This window comes from Saprospiraceae bacterium (assembly GCA_016709995.1).
Taxonomy (GTDB): domain Bacteria; phylum Bacteroidota; class Bacteroidia; order Chitinophagales; family Saprospiraceae; genus JADJLQ01.
This window is the reverse complement of record JADJLQ010000001.1, coordinates 2,961,410-2,977,727: the sequence shown is the minus strand read 5'-3', so window position 1 is coordinate 2,977,727 and position 16,318 is coordinate 2,961,410. Positions and strand designations below refer to the sequence as shown.

Here is a 16,318-nt window from a genome sequence, read left to right as displayed (position 1 = left end):
TATCCATATCAGTGTGGAGATGCCAAACTTAAAATTTTCAATCGTGTCAGCTGGTTATAATTTATAATTGCCAATCTGTTTTTCACTTTCTCTGAGTTTGGCATTTTGCTGTCTATATTTGAAGATGCCTACGATGAGAATGATTAAAGCGATGACCCCAAAACCAACCTCCAGTATCAATCCGTATTGAACCCTGAGCAATTGGTTGATGCTTAGTCCTGCTACATAAAAATATAAGGCAGTTCTTATGAAAGCCAGCAATGTAGTATCGTTGGCCATAGTAGTCCGTTCAATGGCCAATCGTTCTCTCAGGATGAGGTCTTTATTTTGAAGGTTTAGTTGTTTGTCTTCCATGTTATTAAGTGCAAATTACATTGAAATAATTTTATAAATCGATAGCTTCTCCTTTGTATTAATCTTTAAATGAGCAATTTGCACTACAAAGTTTTAATTCAAGCCGGATAAGACAGTAAAGTGGTATGTAACTTTTGTAACCATCAGCTCGTACTGAAAAGCTCAATTTTGCACTTCAAATAAATATAATGGAGATTCTTGGATTTTTTTTAGCAGCTATCGTAGGTGTTTCTTTGGGACTGATTGGAAGTGGAGGCTCTATTTTGACGGTGCCTATTCTTGTATATATTTTAGCAGTATCTCCGGTGTTGGCTACAGCTTATTCTTTGTTTATCGTAGGAGTCACCGCCCTGGTAGGTGGGATACAGAGTGCCTTTCACAAAAAAGTAGATTTTAAAACTGTTATTATATTTGGGATTCCCTCTATAATCGCTGTGTTCGTGACCAGGATGTGGATAGTCCCTCTGATCCCGAAAGAACTCTTTTCAATAGGTTCCTTTATGGTCACTAAGTCGGTGGCATTGATGTTGCTTTTTGCTTTGGTCATGGTACTGGCTTCGATCAGCATGATTAAGCCTGGCAAAAGCGAACCAGAATCTGATGAACCTGTGGCTATGAAATATAATTATCCTATGATATTATTGGAGGGTGCCCTGGTAGGTTTGCTCACAGGTTTGGTAGGAGCAGGCGGAGGATTTCTCATCATCCCTGCTTTAGTGATACTAGCTAAGATGCCTATGAAACTGGCGGTGGGTACCTCCTTGTTTATTATAGCAGCTAAGTCCCTCATCGGATTTATTGGCGATCTGCAAGGCAGTGAAGTTATTGACTGGAGGCTTCTGGGAGGATTTACCGTTTTTGCAGCTGCAGGCATATTTATCGGTATCTATTTGTCAAAAAAAATACACGGAGATAAACTGAAGAAATCCTTTGGATGGTTTGTGCTCGTCATGGGCATTTACATTTTTGTGAAGGAAATCTACTTTCCTACGCTCGGTGGTCATTAAGCCAGAAAAAACATTTGTTATTCTGTGCAACAAATGTTACCAAAACGGGCTGAAAGTCCAGGCATCTTTGCACATTCATTAACTAAAAAAATTAAAAGATAACTATGTATTTTCAACACATTTATGACAAAAGTCTGGCGCAAGCCAGTTATTTTATCGGGTGTCAAAAAGCGGGTGTAGCCGCTGTGATTGATGCAAAAAGGGATGTAGACACCTATATTGAAATCGCCAAGGCCAATAATATGAAGATAACTCATATTTTCGAGACACATATTCATGCTGATTTTCTGGCGGGGTCCCGGGAGCTAGCTCAGCTTACAGGAGCTGACTTATACCTGAGTGATGAAGGTGGTGAAGGATGGCAATATCAGTTTCCACATGTTGGTTTGAAGGATGGTGATAAAATCAAAATAGGTAATCTCACGATGGAAGTCTTGCATACACCGGGCCATACGCCTGAGAGTGTAAGCTTCTTACTGACTGATAATCCGGCCAGTAATAAACCAGTCATGCTCTTTACAGGTGATTTTGTTTTTGTCGGGGATGTAGGAAGACCTGACTTGCTCGAAAAGGCAGCAGGAATCACAGGCACCTCAGCTGTAGGCGCGCATCAGATGTATGATTCAATTAGAAAATTTAATGCCCTGGAAGATTATATACAGGTATGGCCAGGTCATGGCGCCGGCAGTGCTTGTGGCAAGGCATTAGGCTCTGTACCCAGCACTACAGTGGGTTATGAAAAAGCCAGAAACTGGGCTTTCCAATATGCAGATGATGAAACCGGATTTGTCCAGTATTTATTAGCTGATCAGCCTGAACCGCCCAAGTATTTTGCCATGATGAAACATCTTAACAAGGTAGATCGTCCTTTGCTTACTTCGGTACCGGTATTAAGTAAACTTTCAGCGGATGAATTAAAGGCAGCATTGGCTAAGGATATAAAATTGATAGATGCCCGCAGTAAATCTGATTTTGCAAATGCGTTTATCCCAGGCAGTATCAATATACAAGGCAATAATTCTTTTGCTACCTGGGCGGGTTGGTTTATCAAGTATGATGAACCCTTTATGCTGTTGGCGGACGAAAGCCAACTCGATGATCTCACCAGAAAACTCATGCGCATAGGCTTGGATAATATTTATGGTTATGTACCGTCTACTTCCATTTGGACTGAGGCTGGGGGTACCCTTCAAAAAGCAAATGTGATTACTATTGAGGAAGCCAAACAGTTGATACATAATAATGGTGTCCAGGTAGTAGACTTGAGAGGTGCTGCTGAGTTTAATGCAGGACATATCTCCAAAGCAGAGAATATTTTTGTCGGTACGCTTCCTGAAAATTTAGAAAAGATTAAAAAGGACAGAAAGGTCATCATCCATTGCCAGGGAGGGGACAGGTCGTCCATCGCTTACTCCCTATTGGTAAAAAAAGGATATACTAATCTGGTAAACTTTTCCGGAGGAATCAATGAATGGGTAAATGCAGCTGAAGCTGTTGTTTCATAATAGTTGAAAAGGTAGAGGTTGCCTTTTCCGGCAACCTCTTTTTCTGGAACCACATAAATAAATACGAAGTATAAAATTTGATAAACTCGTCTACCATGGATGAAAAGTTAAAAATATTGATTCCTACAGATTTCTCTGTGCAGGCAGAATATGCCTACTTAATGGTAAGAAAACTTGCGGAAAAAACCCCTGTAGAAATACATTTTCTTCATGTACTCAATGCACCTGATTCGGTCACCATGGACAGTAACGAAAACATACAATCTTGTGACGATATAGACATTCAATACCTGGTTCATCAAAAGGATATTGCTAATCGGAAGCTGGATAATCTCCATGTGCTCTATAGCAATGAAATTCATACCCATTTTGTATTAGGCAAACTTATAGATAGCATTTTGAGTTTTGCGGAGTCGCATGAGTTTGATTTGATCGTCATGGGCACGAAAGGCGCTTGGGGCTTAAAAGAAAAACTGTCTGGTTCTGAGACCCAAATAGTCGCGCGCAATTCAAGGATTCCCCTGCTTTCTTTAATGTGTGACCGGTCTGACCTTAATATTCAAAATATTCTGTTGGTGCACAATTTTAATCACCCGGAAAAGGAAGATCTTCAATTTTTACATAAAATAATTAAGGCATTCGATACCAGGATTCACCTGCTCCAGATTACTTCAAAAAATGTAACTGAGGTGCCTAATAATGTGATGGAGAATATGAACACTTTTGCGGCACTGAATGATATAGGCAATTATGCTTGTCATACCATCAGTGATGAGGATGTGGAAGATGGTGTCATTCATTTTAATGAGCAGAATAATATGGATATAGTTTGTATAGGCACTCATGGCAAAGGTGGACTGTTTCACCACAGTGCGACCGAAAAACTGATCAATCATCTTTTTAAGCCTATCATTTCATTTCATTTAAAATAATATCATTTAAAAATAATGGGAGAATTTATTACACAATCATGGTCATGGTGGTTTTCAGGAACTATGATAGCTGCTATCATGTTTTTTCTTTTATACTTTGGCCAGGCGTTTGGGTTCTCTTCAAACCTGAGGACAATATGCGCCGCAGTCGGATTAGGCAAAAAAGTCAAATTTTTTAATTTTAATTGGCGCAGCCAGACTTGGAATTTGGTCTTTTTGGTTGGAGCTATTTTAGGTGGATTTGTGTCAAAACAATTTCTGTCCGGTAAAAATGAGGTGATTAAAATTTCGGAGGCGACTATCTATAATCTGAACGAATTAGGTATGGCAGCCCCTTCTTCTTTTCAACCTGATGAGCTGTTTGGTTTAAAAGCCATCACTTCGATCAAAGGGTTTTTGGTTTTGGCGTTGGGAGGGTTGATGGTTGGATTTGGTGCAAGATATGCAGGTGGGTGTACATCGGGACATGCTATTAGCGGACTATCTGATTTGCAGGGGCCTTCCTTAATCGCAGTTGTTGGTTTTTTTATTGGAGGATTGATAATGACTTTTTTGATTCTCCCTTTAATTTTTTAATCAAATGAAATTATTAAAATTTTTATTGCTTGGTATTGTATTTGGAATAGTGATGGCCAAGTCAGAAGTAATATCCTGGTATAGAATTCAGGAAATGTTTCGCTTTCAATCTTTTCATATGTATGGCATTATTGGAACTGCTGTCATTTTAGGAGTGATGGGCGTCTATTTAATAAAAAAGTTTGAACTAAGGGATTATCATGGCAATCCTATTACTTTTTATCCCAAAGAAAAATCAATCATTCGATACCTGATTGGAGGCACCATCTTTGGTTTAGGATGGGCTTTGAGTGGAGCATGCCCTGGTCCTATGGTTGTTAATATAGGATATGGTTTTTTGTCCATGGCTATTGTTTTTCTGTTTTCTGTTGTAGGTACCTTTTTATATGGATATTTCAGAGAAAATCTGCCTCACTAAAGTATATTAGAGAAACCCTTAAGGTAAAAGGAAGATTTTAAAAGGAAACGAAATAAATTGCCTTGAAAGCAATAAATCAGGATGTTTTCCCTATAAACTATAAATACGAATGCAGTGTGTTAATAGCATGCTCTTATACCATTGATTTTTTATGCAGCATATATACAAACTTATAATCACCTTGATTGGACTGATCGGATATCCAACTCTGTGGGGCCAGCATCAGGAAATTTTAGAAAAACCGGCTTTATATCAAAACGAACAAATTAAAGTGGAGGATTCTACTTCACTATGGTCGGCATTTAAAAGAGGTCAGGTCAATGGTCACTTTCGGTATTTTTTTATGAGTACCCAAAATAAAAGTGACTATTCAGATTATTATGCTCATGCTGCCGGTGGGGGCTTGCGATTTAAAACGGCTCAATTTCATAAATTTCAGTTTACGCTTAGCGGCTTTTATACATTTAACGTTGGTTCCTCTGATCTGGGAAAACAAGACTCAGCTACAGGTCAATCTAATAGATATGAAATCGGGCTGTTTGATATTCAGGATCCTTATAACAAAAAAGATATTTCCAGGCTGGAAGAATTTAATCTGACATATTTCTATAAAAAATCCTCTATTATATTTGGGAGGCAATTAATAAATACTCCCTTTATTAATTTACAAGACGGAAGGATGCGAGCTACCGGTGTTGAAGGGCTATGGTTTGAATTAAATGATATTAAAAATACTACACTGGAAGGAGGTTGGCTATATAGCATTTCTCCCAGATCTACTACCAAATGGTTTGATATTGGAAAATCCATGGCCATTTATCCGGTTGGAGTAAATCCTGACGGTACAAAATCTCAGTATATCAATAACCTAAGCAGTGCAGGCGTTTTCATGTTGGGTATGCACTTTAAAATCAAAAAGCATCTTGAAATACAAGCATGGAATCTATATACTCAAAATATATTTAACTCCTTATTGTTGCAAGCCGATTGGCGGTTTCCTTTAAAGAACCAAAGTGCCCTTACCCTTGCTGGACAATTTGTCAGAGAAGATGCAATCGGCCACGGAGGCAATGAAGACAACTCAAAAACCTATATGGCGAAGGATGCCAAAGCAGTGACCTTTGGAGCTAAAGTGGGTTGGAAAAATAAAGCTTGGGAGGCAAGCCTAAATTATAACCGCATTACCTCAGCTGGTCGCTATTTGATTCCAAGAGAGTGGGGCAGAGACCCTTTTTTTACTTTTATGCCGCGAGAGCGAAATGAAGGCTTGGGCGATACGCACGCTTTTATGAGCAAGATTAATCACAATTTCCAAAAATCAAACTTTAAAACATCCTTGGCTTTGGGGTATTTCAAATTGCCAGATGTTAAAAGTTATCGTTTAAATAAATATGGCTTACCTTCATATGCTCAGATAAATGGTGATATGCGATATATCTTTGATCATTCAATAAAGGGATTGGAACTTCAGATTTTAGTTGTTGGAAAACTCAAAGTAGGCGACACCTATGGGATTGGGAAATATGAAATTAATAAAGTAGATATGATGCAGTATAATGTGGTTTTAAACTACCGTTTTTAGATATTATGATTAGTAAAAATATCTTTGCTTCCATTTTTGAGCCAGCCCTGGTGGAAGAAATTTATCAGTATGGAGAAGTGAGGCATTATAAGGAAGGAGAGATTATTATAGAGTATGGCAAGATTATCAGAATCATGCCTATCGTCGTCGAAGGAACTATTAAAGTATTTAGCAGAGATGACTCAGGTAAAGAAATCTTACTGTATTATTTGAGCTCTAATGACAGTTGTTCTTTTGCATACAGTTGTTGTATGGAGGCTAAAAAAAGTGAAATCAAAGCTATTGCTGATGAAGATGTCGAGTTAATAGCCATTCCGCATCAAAAACTTGAGGAATGGCTGTGTAAATATCCTACCTGGAAGCGATATATAATGCAAAGCTTTAATGTTAGATTTTTGGAGCTTTTAAAATCTATCGAGAGTATAGCCTTCCATAAGTTAGACGAAAGGTTAGTAGCCTATCTGAAGGAAAAACAACGTATCACCGGATCGAGTGTCATTAAAGTCTCTCATTATCTCATAGCCGATGACTTAGCTACTTCGCGTGTCGTTATTTCCAGTCTACTTAAGCAGCTGGAAAATGATGAGAAAATATTATTGTATAGAAACGAAATCAAGCTGTTGAATTCGTTTGGATGATGAGAATTGCTAACGAGAGCCTTACTTGTCCCAATAAGGTGATGGATTTTATTTCCGCACTTAGCTGCCTTAGATAAGCCATTATAGTAAGACTAATCGCACGACCTGCGCTCAACTTTACTTTGTCCCATAGATATAAAATATTTTAGTAGTGGAACAAATGAGGCAAAGGCATTTTTAATGTCAGTGTCTTTATAATTCAAGGTATTGTATTAATTTTAGTGATGAAATTATTTTCTTTCATTGCTTCACGTTACAAGCTTATTTTTCTTATTTTTTTCTGTTGTACTCTGTTTTATGAGACTGGAGCGCAGAACCCACCACGTGAAATCTCTGCCACCAGTTTTACTTGTATAGTCAATCAAATACCCCTGAAGCTCAATTATTTTTCATCTCCGGCTTTGGATTTATCGGATAAAAAGATAAACCGTCTGGTCATTGTCATTCACGGCAATAGCCGTAATCCTTACACTTATCATCAGAATATGAAGATCGCTGCGGCCAAAGCGAAGGCTACGGATCGAACCTTGATCATGACCCCCGGGTTAGTGATGGAGCGGGATTTTAATGGCAATGAGGATCTATTGACTGAAGATCATATTTTTTGGACTAGTAATGGATGGAAACAAGGAGATACTTCTATCATGCACTCAACTCAACACCCGAGAGAGGCACAAATAAGCTCTTTTGAAATCATGGATAGCCTTATTTTGCGTATACTGAGTTCGGGACATTTTCCGAATATCAGGCATATCATTGTGGCGGGCAATTCTGCCGGAGGACAATATGTCAACAGGTACTGTGCAGGCAATCTGATTCATGATAAAGTGAAGAAATTGTATGGTATCGAGATTAAATACCTGGTGGCAGCACCTTCCACTTATACCTATCTTACTCCGGAGAGGCCTGTTTTAAATACCCCAGGTCGGTTTTCTATTCCAGCAGATACCAGTTGCAATGCTGGCTATGACATCTATAAGTATGGGCTTGTCGGATTTAATGAATACATGAATCGTACAGGCGCCGACAGATATAAATCTCAGTTAGCTGATCGCAAAGTTGCTTATTTCGTTGGAGCACTTGACAACGACCCCAACGACAGCTCCATGGATCGCACCTGTCCGGCGCTACTTCAAGGTCTTCAGAGAAGGGAAAGGGCTGTGCTTTTTATGGATTATCTGCAACACATATATGGTAAAAGGTGGAAACTAACTATCGTCGAGGGATCAGCACATGATCATGCTAAAATGTTTGCTTCCAAAGAAGGTATGAAGTGGATATTCAAGAGTTAATGTTCAAATTCTTTTTGAAAAAATTTAGTCATATGAGGTATACTATCAGCTTTCTGTTTCTAATAATTTTGATTTCCTGCCAGGATCATGTAAAACCTGACAACAAATTAGTTACACCCTTTAGACCCAATATATTGTGGCTGGTGACAGAAGACCTTAGCCCGGTGATTCCACCTTTTGGCGATTCAACGATCACCACACCTGTATTGAGCAGGTTGGCTGCAGAAGGTGTACGATATCCAAATTGTTTTAGCCCGTCAGGAGTATGTGCACCCAGTAGGGCAGCGCTCTCGATGGGTATGTATCCCACGCACATAGGGGCTATGCATATGCGCACCGGGTTTTGGGCCGGCGGCAGACCTTCAAAAGCACAGTCAGAAACACAACGAAAATCTTTTCCTCCTGGTTTGCCATACTACGAAGCTATGCCACCAGCAGATGCAAGAATGCACAGTGAGTATATGAGAATGCAAGGCTATTACTGTACAAACAGGGCTAAGCAAGATTATCAGTTTGTTGCACCGGTCACCGCATGGGATGAGTGTGGCCGGGAGGCACATTGGCGAAACCGACAGCCCGGTCAGCCATTTTTCTCCATTTTCAATTTTGAAGTCACTCACGAGTCGCAGATTTGGGTCAAAGCCAATGATTCCTTGTGGATTGATTCAAATCAACAAGTTATAGTGCCTCCCTACCTACCCAATACTCCGGTTGCAATGAAGGATATCAGGCGGATGTATTCCAATGTAAAGCAGATGGATGATCAGGTCGGCAAAATACTTGCCCAATTGGAAGCTGATGGCTTATTGGATAGTACGATCATATTTTGGTATCCAGATCATGGGGGACCTTTACCCAGACAAAAACGCTTGTGTTATGATTCCGGTCTGAAAGTGCCTTTGATCATTCGATATCCTGACCATTGGAAGGCAGGTACCATCGACAGCCAGTTGATCAGTTTTATAGATTTTCTCCCAACTATACTGTCCATGACCGGAGTAGATCCTCCCAAGAATATCGATGGTAGAAGTTTCGCCGGATCCCATGTCGCCAGTGAAAAAAGACAATATATTCATGCGGCAGCAGATCGGTTTGACGAGCGATATGATATGATTAGGGCTGTTAGAGATCAAAGATTTAAGTATTTGCGCAATTTTTCACCAGAAAAAGGATATTATCTCCCTGTAGCTTATCGCGAACAAATGCCCATCATGCAAGAGCTGTTGAGGTTGCGCGATGCACATGCATTAAATGAATACCAGGCTCAATGGTTTAGGCCAAAGAAACCCGCCGAAGAACTTTTTGATACTCAGGCTGATCCTTATGAGTTGCACAATCTTGCCGCGGATCCGACCTATGAAAAAAAACTGGCCGAGCTTAGAAATGAATGCGATCGATGGATGCAAGCGATGGATGACAAAGGATTGATGGAGGAAAAAGATTACATCAAATCAATATGGCATGGAGATCAACAACCAACGACTGCTGTGCCATCAATGGTCAAGCGCAATGGAAAGATCTCTATGGCGTCCGAAACTCCGGGCGCATCGATTGGTTATAAAATTTTACATCATGAGCAAAATGCTAAATCCTGGTCCATTTATACTCAGCCAATTCCCATCAATCAGGGCGATACCATCATAGCCATAGCACATCGTATTGGTTATCTGCCAAGCGAAGAAAAAAGATTAACACTGGATATTATTCAATGATTGCCTCGCCTGATCGATAGCTTGATTAAACTCGGCACCCTGACCAGCTGCAGTAGCACAGGATTGAACATCATCAGCTTTGTTTAAATAATTAGTGCCGGCAGTTTTATAAGCAGCACAGTTTGCAGGCGTGGGATTTTGACCATAAGCTGAGGCAGCTTGAGTCAATGCACTGGTTTCTGCGGACAATTCTTGCTGCCAACTAAAATTTTTGGCGCAAGTAGCATTGTTGCTTTTGGAGCAGTTCATGTGTGCCAAAGCCATAGCTAAAAACAAAATATAATAAATCCTGGTTTTCATCTTTTTGGAATTTTATGATTTAATAGGCGCACCTTGGTTGATTCCTCTTACATCTAAAGCTTATTTAACAGGTATTAGTATACTGCTGGGAAACTCTTTTATTTTATCTCTGGCACTGAACTGTTTGTGAAAGGTAAAATGTATCTTTATAGGATCCAATTTTATTAAATATTACAGCATGCGATTAGATCCTCAGCAGATCCAATTTTATAACGAAAGCTATTTAAATGCTCACAGTCTTCATTTTGAATTTTTCAAAAAAACGCACTCATCTTCAGAAGTGATTATTCAAAAACTGATTGACTTTCAGGTGGCCATTCCAAGCTGGGCACTTGGCACCGGAGGTACAAGGTTTGGGAGATTTTCAGGAGGAGGTGAGCCTCGTAATCTCGAAGAAAAAATAGAAGATGTAGGTTTGATTCATGCTTTGAATCAATCCAGTGGCGCGATATCCCTGCACATACCCTGGGACATACCTGAAGATGCTGACAAAGTCAAGTCGTTAGCAGCATCTTATAATCTGAGTTTTGACGCAGTCAATTCCAATACCTTCCAGGATCAACCAGGGCAGGTATTGAGTTATAAATTTGGATCTTTACAACATACAGATAAAGCTACCCGGAGACAGGCCATTGACCATAATATTGAGGTCATCCGACATGGGGTCGCCCTTGGATCCAAGTCTATCACGGTGTGGTTATCGGATGGATCTTGTTTTCCCGGACAATTAAATTTTAGAGAGGCCTTTCAAAGGACATTGGACGGATTGTCTCAGATATATAGTCATCTTCCTGTTGATTGGAAGATGTTTGTAGAATATAAAGCATACGAACCAAATTTTTATTCGATGACGGTAGGGGACTGGGGCCAGTCTTTATTATATGCTCAAAAACTGGGAGAACAAGCCTATACCTTAGTCGATCTCGGACATCATCTGCCCAATGCCAATATAGAACAGATCGTATCCCTCCTGCTCATGGAAAAAAAATTAGGGGGCTTTCATTTCAATGACAGCAAATACGGTGATGATGATCTTACTGTGGGTAGTATCAAACCATATCAATTATTCCTTATTTTTAATGAATTGGTTGAAGGCATGGATAACCGGCAGATGAATCATGCCACAGACCTGGGATGGATGATCGATGCTTCGCATAATGTAAAAGATCCGCTGGAAGATTTGTTACAATCTGTTGAGGCCATCATGCAAGCTTATGCCAAAGCCCTGTTGATAGATACGCATGCTTTGAAAGCAGCTCAGTGGAATAATGATGTAAGCCTTTGCGAAGAAATCCTTAAAGACGCCTACCAAACCGATGTAAGAACATTGGTCGCTGAAGCGCGTTTGAGGTCGGGAGCAGCACTCGAACCGATTAAATTGTATAGATCAGTCGGCGGACGCTCTATCCTGGTGAAAGAAAGAGGGTCTAATACAGTTGCTACCGGCCTTTAAAGTGTCCACCAATTTGAATCAGATCAGGTATTGTTAGATGAGTGCTCACATAGCCATATTAGATATAGGTAAGACCAATAAAAAACTATTGGTCTTTGATGAAGATTATCAATTGGTCTTTGAGCTTGCAGACCAATTAGCTGAAACGGTGGATGAAGATGGTTTTCCCTGTGAAGATATTGCAGCCTTAAGTTTATGGTGCAAAACCCGAATCGAGGAGATACTCATTCATCCGGAATTTAATATCACGGCAATCCAATTTTCAGGGTATGGCGCAAGTTTTGTTCATTTGGATAAAATCACCCATATTCCGACCTTGCCTTTATACAATTATTTAAAGCCATTAGACAGATCGATCACAGATCAATTTTATGCCTCTTATGGTGAACCAAATGTGCTTGCACTGCAGACTTGTTCACCATCGCTCGGCATGCTCAATTCTGGTCTTCAATTGTATAGGCTTAAACATAGTCGGGCAGCATTGTTTGCCACGATTGGTGCAGCATTGCATTTGCCGCAATACCTGAGTTTCCTTTTTACCAATCATCCTGTCACGGAAATGACCAGCATAGGCTGTCATACGATGTTGTGGAATTATGCAGATCACGATTATCATTCCTGGGTCTACAAGGAAAACCTGGATCACCTTTTTCCAGCGATCCATTCCTCTACAGAAGTATTTTCCATCAAAATTGATCAAAAAGAAATTAATGTTGGTATAGGGCTGCATGATAGTTCCGCGGCATTGATTCCATACCTCGCTTCCATTCAAGAGCCATTTATATTTTTATCTACCGGTACCTGGTGCATCGCCATGAATCCATTTATGAAAAATCCACTCACTGCCTACCAGCTCAGACAGGATACTTTATGTTATATCAGTTATCAAGGACAATATGTCAAGGCTTCCCGATTATTTCTTGGCCATGAACACCAGGTGCAATTGGATAGACTTTGTGTGCATTTTGGAGTGAACCCAACTTATATCGATAGCATCTCTTATGATCCAGGATATTTAAATTATTCAGGTCTGCATTCGGATCTATCCTATTACGGATCCAATGGATTGATGGAGTGTGGTTTTGATAAAAGATACTTGTTTGAAATCGATGATTTCGATACGGCATACCATGTCTTGATTCATGACCTGGTCAGACTGCAAAAAAGATCAATCCTGTTGGTGCAGGATCAACATATAAAATCCATATATGTTGATGGTGGCTTTGCAAAAAATAAAATCTTTATGAAAATGCTGGCAATGGCTTTTCACGAACTGGAGGTTTATAGTGCCTCTGCTTCGCAAGCATCAGCATTGGGAGCAGCGATGTCGATTCATGGGAGTTGGAATAGGAAGGAGATCTTTCCGCAGGTGATCCAATCTACATTAATAATTCAATCTTAAGTGGTCAGCAATAAAATACTGTCCCTTCAAATTACCAAAATTTTATTTTACCAGCAGCAAACATCACCATACGTAAAAGCAAAAAACCATGAGAAAATCGGGAGATATTGGTATCCCCATAAGTTCGATCTTTATATCTTATAGGGAGATCAATGATTTTAAGATTGAGCTTATATGCTCCAAATAATAGATCAAAATCACCGAAGGGATCAAAATTGCCAAAAAATGATCTGTTTAAAATGAGCTGTTCATAATCTTTTCGGAATAATACTTTGGTGCCACAAAGTGTGTCCTTAATAGGTTGTTCGAGCAGCCAGGAAAATGCTTTGCTAAAAAAATGATTTCCCAGCGTGTTAAGCGTGCGCATTGCCTGAGATTCCATTGGATAGATTAATCGACAGCCGTTAATAAAATCTCCCTTGCCAGAGGCTATCGCGTGATAAAATTTAGGCAAGTCTTCCGGAGGCATCGTCAGATCAGCATCCAGGATCATGAGAATATCTCCTGTACAATGTTCGAAAGCTTTGCGCACCGCATCCCCTTTGCCTTTTCCTGTCTGTTGCAGGATCTTAATATCATGTGTATCCTTATACTTTGACTGGACCTGGTGTATAGTATGCCAGGTATCATCCGTAGAATTTCCTTCAATAAAGACGATCTCTATATGTTTTCCAAATGTTGGAATCCTAAGAATAGCATTTTCAATATTTCCACTTTCATTTCTTGCAGGAATCACTATCGAAGTAGAATATAATTTATCGATATCACCATCAGCTTTTGCTGATGGTTTCAAACGTGCAAACGTATATTGATTCAATGAAAAAAAATTAAATATAGGCAGCCTTGATAAATATTGATTAAACAAGGTGGATAGAATAGGTATATATACTGGTAGCAGAACATTATTGTTTTGCTTATAGGGTTCGAGTCCTGCCAGGTAACAAAGGTTTTTCAAATCATAACTGCTCAACCAATTTTGCAATGGGGTTTTTCTCTTAACTCCAATAAACTCTGAAAAATGAATCGGTATCTCCCAGATTCTATTATAATAAGTGATAAATATTTTAGTATCTCTATGGCAAAAAAGTTTTAATCGTTCGAACACCGATTGTACATCTTCTAAATAACCAACCAGGTTGGACAAAATCACAACATCAAAGGTGCGATCTACCAGCATCGTTTCAGCTGTTTCGCAGGTAAAGTGAATATCCGGATACTTTTGTTGAGCGATGGCAATCAATTTGTCAGAGATATCTATACCCATCTTATAGGAGCCGGGGACAGTAGCTAATAAATCACCCGTAGCACAACCAATCTCAAGGACGGATTGATTGGCATTGATAAAATATCCGCAATACCTGGCGATGTGATGATGATAATAGGATCTTTTTTTACGATACTGCTCAAAAACAGGTGAAAAAGCATCAAAATAATCCTTTATATATTGTTGGTGTTTGGTCATACTGATTTATTATAAGCACTAAGTATTTTGATGGACTCCCGGGTTGTAGATTTACCGGATTTATTTTATAGAAGGTGGATAATTTATTTTGCAAAGGTGTGTAGGCCTGTCCTTGCCTCCGAATTGTTTATAACTCTTAAAAGTACCCGGATACCTGGCTTCGACCGTATTATAGATACCCGAAAAAGTGCCCAGGCATTGATCCAATATAAATGTATTGACCCCAGCATCCTTTAGTTTTTTAAGAAATTCATCCACATTATTTGCTTCCGCTGCCTGGTTGATTCCATAAAAATTACGACCTCCACTATAAATCTGCGCCAATTCGGCTTTGCGTGTGGCAGCAAAGGTGGTTTTAGGTTCACTTTTGCCAATATATTGTATAGCCTCGATATAGTTTTTCCACTCCGTAGTATAATTGTACAACCGATTGCCAAGGAGCCCTTCCTGAATACTTTTGATATTTACGCTGCGTGTATATCTATTCAGAGAAATGAGCGGCAATAAAATCATTAATACGTACACTACCGGACGCAGTGCCGGCCATTTATCTTTAAATAATTGCAATAAAGACCCAAATAAAAATAACAGGACAAATGGGAAAAACGGGATGATGAGCCGGTCCTGATTCCAGAATACATGCAGTATCACAAAAGTGATGACACACATACTCAGTCCATATAAACCTGAAAAAAATAAATATTTATTCCTTTTAAAAATATATATTAATAGTGTGGCCGACAATATATATATCATACCATATCCGTATACATTTTTAGTCTCATTGTCAAAAGGCAAAAATCCCAGCATTCTGAAAAAATGGCGTGAAAGATATTGGATAGAATTCTGGTGAAACCTGGTCACAAAACCCATAAGAGATTCATTGCCTTTGCTCGCGTCATAAGCATTTTTGGCCAGAAACATACTTGCCTGTCCATTTGAAAATGGAGCAATATCCCAAAAAACATATCTAATCACCATGATGGCGCAAATGCCTGCTATACTCCCAAGAATGAGTGCAACGGCAGCCTGATACTTTTTATGAAATATCAAAAAAAGAAATAGAGATCCAATTATAAATATTCCAACAGTGCGGGTGAGATATAGCGCTACGATCAAGCTTATGAGTATCAGGAGGGTTTTACTATGAATTTTGATTTTGAAATCACTTTGGCCTAAAAGATCAAAAAACTTAAAAAACCAAATCACACGACCTATTGAAATAAGCATAAATACAGTCTCAGAATAATTGATGCTTGCATAAGGCATGATGATCGGACTCAGCAACAGGATGACCAGGGTAGTCAGCAATACACCCGGAGACACATGATGGACAAAAAACTTCCAAAAATAATAAACGAAACCTATGATGCCCACCAGCGACAATAACTTGAGAAGGGTCAGATTCATACCTGCTATAAGGATTACGACTCCCAGCAATACACAATAAAGTGGACCCTGCTCCCCCGGCCAGGCCCCAAGACTAAAAAATTCCTTGCCTCTGATGATATACGATGCATCATCTGCTGCCGCAGTGAGACCAAATTGATATACGAATAAGGCAGTCAAAGCGGCAAGTACCATCAACCCAATGCCAATAGATCTTGATCGATTCAGGAGAAAATCATCGGTCAAATCCGGAAAAGATACGGGGCGCGTAGTCGTATTTTTCTTTTTACCCATAT

The 16,318-nt window shown here is 39.4% G+C and carries 15 protein-coding genes; 11 read left to right on the top strand and 4 right to left on the bottom strand.

The annotated features are described in order from the left end of the window. Positions 1 to 54: 54 nt before the first annotated feature. Entirely contained in the window at positions 55 to 354 is a 300-nt protein-coding gene (locus IPJ09_12595; GenBank protein ID MBK7372257.1) for a DUF202 domain-containing protein, read from the bottom strand. Positions 355 to 533: 179 nt separating this feature from the next. Between IPJ09_12595 and IPJ09_12590 the strand changes: the two genes are divergently transcribed. From IPJ09_12590 to IPJ09_12550, 9 genes are all read left to right on the top strand, one after another. After that, positions 534 to 1,361, top strand: a complete 828-nt coding sequence (locus tag IPJ09_12590; protein ID MBK7372256.1) for a sulfite exporter TauE/SafE family protein — start codon at positions 534 to 536, stop codon at positions 1,359 to 1,361. Positions 1,362 to 1,465: 104 nt separating this feature from the next. Then, positions 1,466 to 2,866 carry an MBL fold metallo-hydrolase gene (locus IPJ09_12585; GenBank protein ID MBK7372255.1) on the top strand — a complete coding sequence of 467 codons (1,401 nt, stop codon included), beginning with the start codon at positions 1,466 to 1,468 and terminating at the stop codon, positions 2,864 to 2,866. A gap of 95 nt (positions 2,867 to 2,961) precedes the next feature. Beyond that, the gene (locus tag IPJ09_12580; protein MBK7372254.1) at positions 2,962 to 3,798 is read left to right on the top strand and encodes a universal stress protein; all 837 of its coding nucleotides are present in this window, start codon (positions 2,962 to 2,964) and stop codon (positions 3,796 to 3,798) included. A 63-nt stretch (positions 3,799 to 3,861) separates the two neighbouring features. Further along, positions 3,862 to 4,374, top strand: coding sequence for a YeeE/YedE family protein (locus IPJ09_12575; GenBank protein ID MBK7372253.1), 513 nt, complete (start codon positions 3,862 to 3,864; stop codon positions 4,372 to 4,374). Positions 4,375 to 4,378: 4 nt separating this feature from the next. After that, positions 4,379 to 4,792, top strand: a complete 414-nt coding sequence (locus tag IPJ09_12570; protein ID MBK7372252.1) for a YeeE/YedE family protein — start codon at positions 4,379 to 4,381, stop codon at positions 4,790 to 4,792. A gap of 151 nt (positions 4,793 to 4,943) precedes the next feature. Beyond that, positions 4,944 to 6,374, top strand: a complete 1,431-nt coding sequence (locus IPJ09_12565) for an outer membrane porin, OprD family (protein ID MBK7372251.1) — start codon at positions 4,944 to 4,946, stop codon at positions 6,372 to 6,374. 5 nt (positions 6,375 to 6,379) lie between these two features. Next, complete coding sequence (locus IPJ09_12560; protein ID MBK7372250.1) at positions 6,380 to 7,012, top strand: Crp/Fnr family transcriptional regulator; 633 nt, start codon at positions 6,380 to 6,382, stop codon at positions 7,010 to 7,012. A gap of 224 nt (positions 7,013 to 7,236) precedes the next feature. After that, complete coding sequence (locus IPJ09_12555) at positions 7,237 to 8,304, top strand: hypothetical protein (GenBank protein MBK7372249.1); 1,068 nt, start codon at positions 7,237 to 7,239, stop codon at positions 8,302 to 8,304. Continuing rightward, complete coding sequence (locus IPJ09_12550; protein MBK7372248.1) at positions 8,304 to 10,016, top strand: sulfatase-like hydrolase/transferase; 1,713 nt, start codon at positions 8,304 to 8,306, stop codon at positions 10,014 to 10,016. Before IPJ09_12555 ends, IPJ09_12550 begins: the two co-directional genes overlap by 1 nt. On the opposite strand, the gene IPJ09_12545 is transcribed toward IPJ09_12550, so the two are convergent. Then, positions 9,993 to 10,316: a hypothetical protein gene (locus IPJ09_12545; protein ID MBK7372247.1), complete on the bottom strand. Its 324-nt coding sequence runs from the start codon at positions 10,314 to 10,316 to the stop codon at positions 9,993 to 9,995. The two genes, IPJ09_12550 and IPJ09_12545, sit on opposite strands and share 24 nt — an antisense overlap. Before the next feature lie 178 nt (positions 10,317 to 10,494). Between IPJ09_12545 and IPJ09_12540 the strand changes: the two genes are divergently transcribed. Continuing rightward, the gene (locus IPJ09_12540) at positions 10,495 to 11,769 is read left to right on the top strand and encodes a sugar isomerase (protein ID MBK7372246.1); all 1,275 of its coding nucleotides are present in this window, start codon (positions 10,495 to 10,497) and stop codon (positions 11,767 to 11,769) included. A 37-nt stretch (positions 11,770 to 11,806) separates the two neighbouring features. Next, positions 11,807 to 13,171 carry a carbohydrate kinase gene (locus tag IPJ09_12535; GenBank protein ID MBK7372245.1) on the top strand — a complete coding sequence of 455 codons (1,365 nt, stop codon included), beginning with the start codon at positions 11,807 to 11,809 and terminating at the stop codon, positions 13,169 to 13,171. A 31-nt stretch (positions 13,172 to 13,202) separates the two neighbouring features. On the opposite strand, the gene IPJ09_12530 is transcribed toward IPJ09_12535, so the two are convergent. Together IPJ09_12530 and IPJ09_12525 are read right to left on the bottom strand one after the other, a co-directional pair. Continuing rightward, a complete protein-coding gene (locus IPJ09_12530; GenBank protein MBK7372244.1) occupies positions 13,203 to 14,633 on the bottom strand; it encodes a glycosyltransferase in 1,431 nt (476 codons plus the stop codon). Between the two features lie 60 nt (positions 14,634 to 14,693). Beyond that, positions 14,694 to 16,316: a hypothetical protein gene (locus tag IPJ09_12525; GenBank protein MBK7372243.1), complete on the bottom strand. Its 1,623-nt coding sequence runs from the start codon at positions 16,314 to 16,316 to the stop codon at positions 14,694 to 14,696. Positions 16,317 to 16,318: the final 2 nt, after the last annotated feature.

Bases quoted from the DNA above. Each gene is read 5' to 3' on its own strand.
- IPJ09_12550 (MBK7372248.1), top strand. From the start codon at position 8,304: ATGTTCAAATTCTTTTTGAAAAAATTTAGTCATATGAGGTATACTATC.
- IPJ09_12575 (MBK7372253.1), top strand. From the start codon at position 3,862: ATGATAGCTGCTATCATGTTTTTTCTTTTATACTTTGGCCAGGCGTTT.
- IPJ09_12545 (MBK7372247.1), bottom strand. From the start codon at position 10,316: ATGAAAACCAGGATTTATTATATTTTGTTTTTAGCTATGGCTTTGGCA.
- IPJ09_12525 (MBK7372243.1), bottom strand. From the start codon at position 16,316: ATGGGTAAAAAGAAAAATACGACTACGCGCCCCGTATCTTTTCCGGAT.
- IPJ09_12530 (MBK7372244.1), bottom strand. From the start codon at position 14,633: ATGACCAAACACCAACAATATATAAAGGATTATTTTGATGCTTTTTCA.
- IPJ09_12585 (MBK7372255.1), top strand. From the start codon at position 1,466: ATGTATTTTCAACACATTTATGACAAAAGTCTGGCGCAAGCCAGTTAT.
- IPJ09_12555 (MBK7372249.1), top strand. From the start codon at position 7,237: ATGAAATTATTTTCTTTCATTGCTTCACGTTACAAGCTTATTTTTCTT.
- IPJ09_12540 (MBK7372246.1), top strand. From the start codon at position 10,495: ATGCGATTAGATCCTCAGCAGATCCAATTTTATAACGAAAGCTATTTA.
- IPJ09_12570 (MBK7372252.1), top strand. From the start codon at position 4,379: ATGAAATTATTAAAATTTTTATTGCTTGGTATTGTATTTGGAATAGTG.
- IPJ09_12580 (MBK7372254.1), top strand. From the start codon at position 2,962: ATGGATGAAAAGTTAAAAATATTGATTCCTACAGATTTCTCTGTGCAG.
- IPJ09_12535 (MBK7372245.1), top strand. From the start codon at position 11,807: ATGAGTGCTCACATAGCCATATTAGATATAGGTAAGACCAATAAAAAA.
- IPJ09_12560 (MBK7372250.1), top strand. From the start codon at position 6,380: ATGATTAGTAAAAATATCTTTGCTTCCATTTTTGAGCCAGCCCTGGTG.
- IPJ09_12565 (MBK7372251.1), top strand. From the start codon at position 4,944: ATGCAGCATATATACAAACTTATAATCACCTTGATTGGACTGATCGGA.
- IPJ09_12595 (MBK7372257.1), bottom strand. From the start codon at position 354: ATGGAAGACAAACAACTAAACCTTCAAAATAAAGACCTCATCCTGAGA.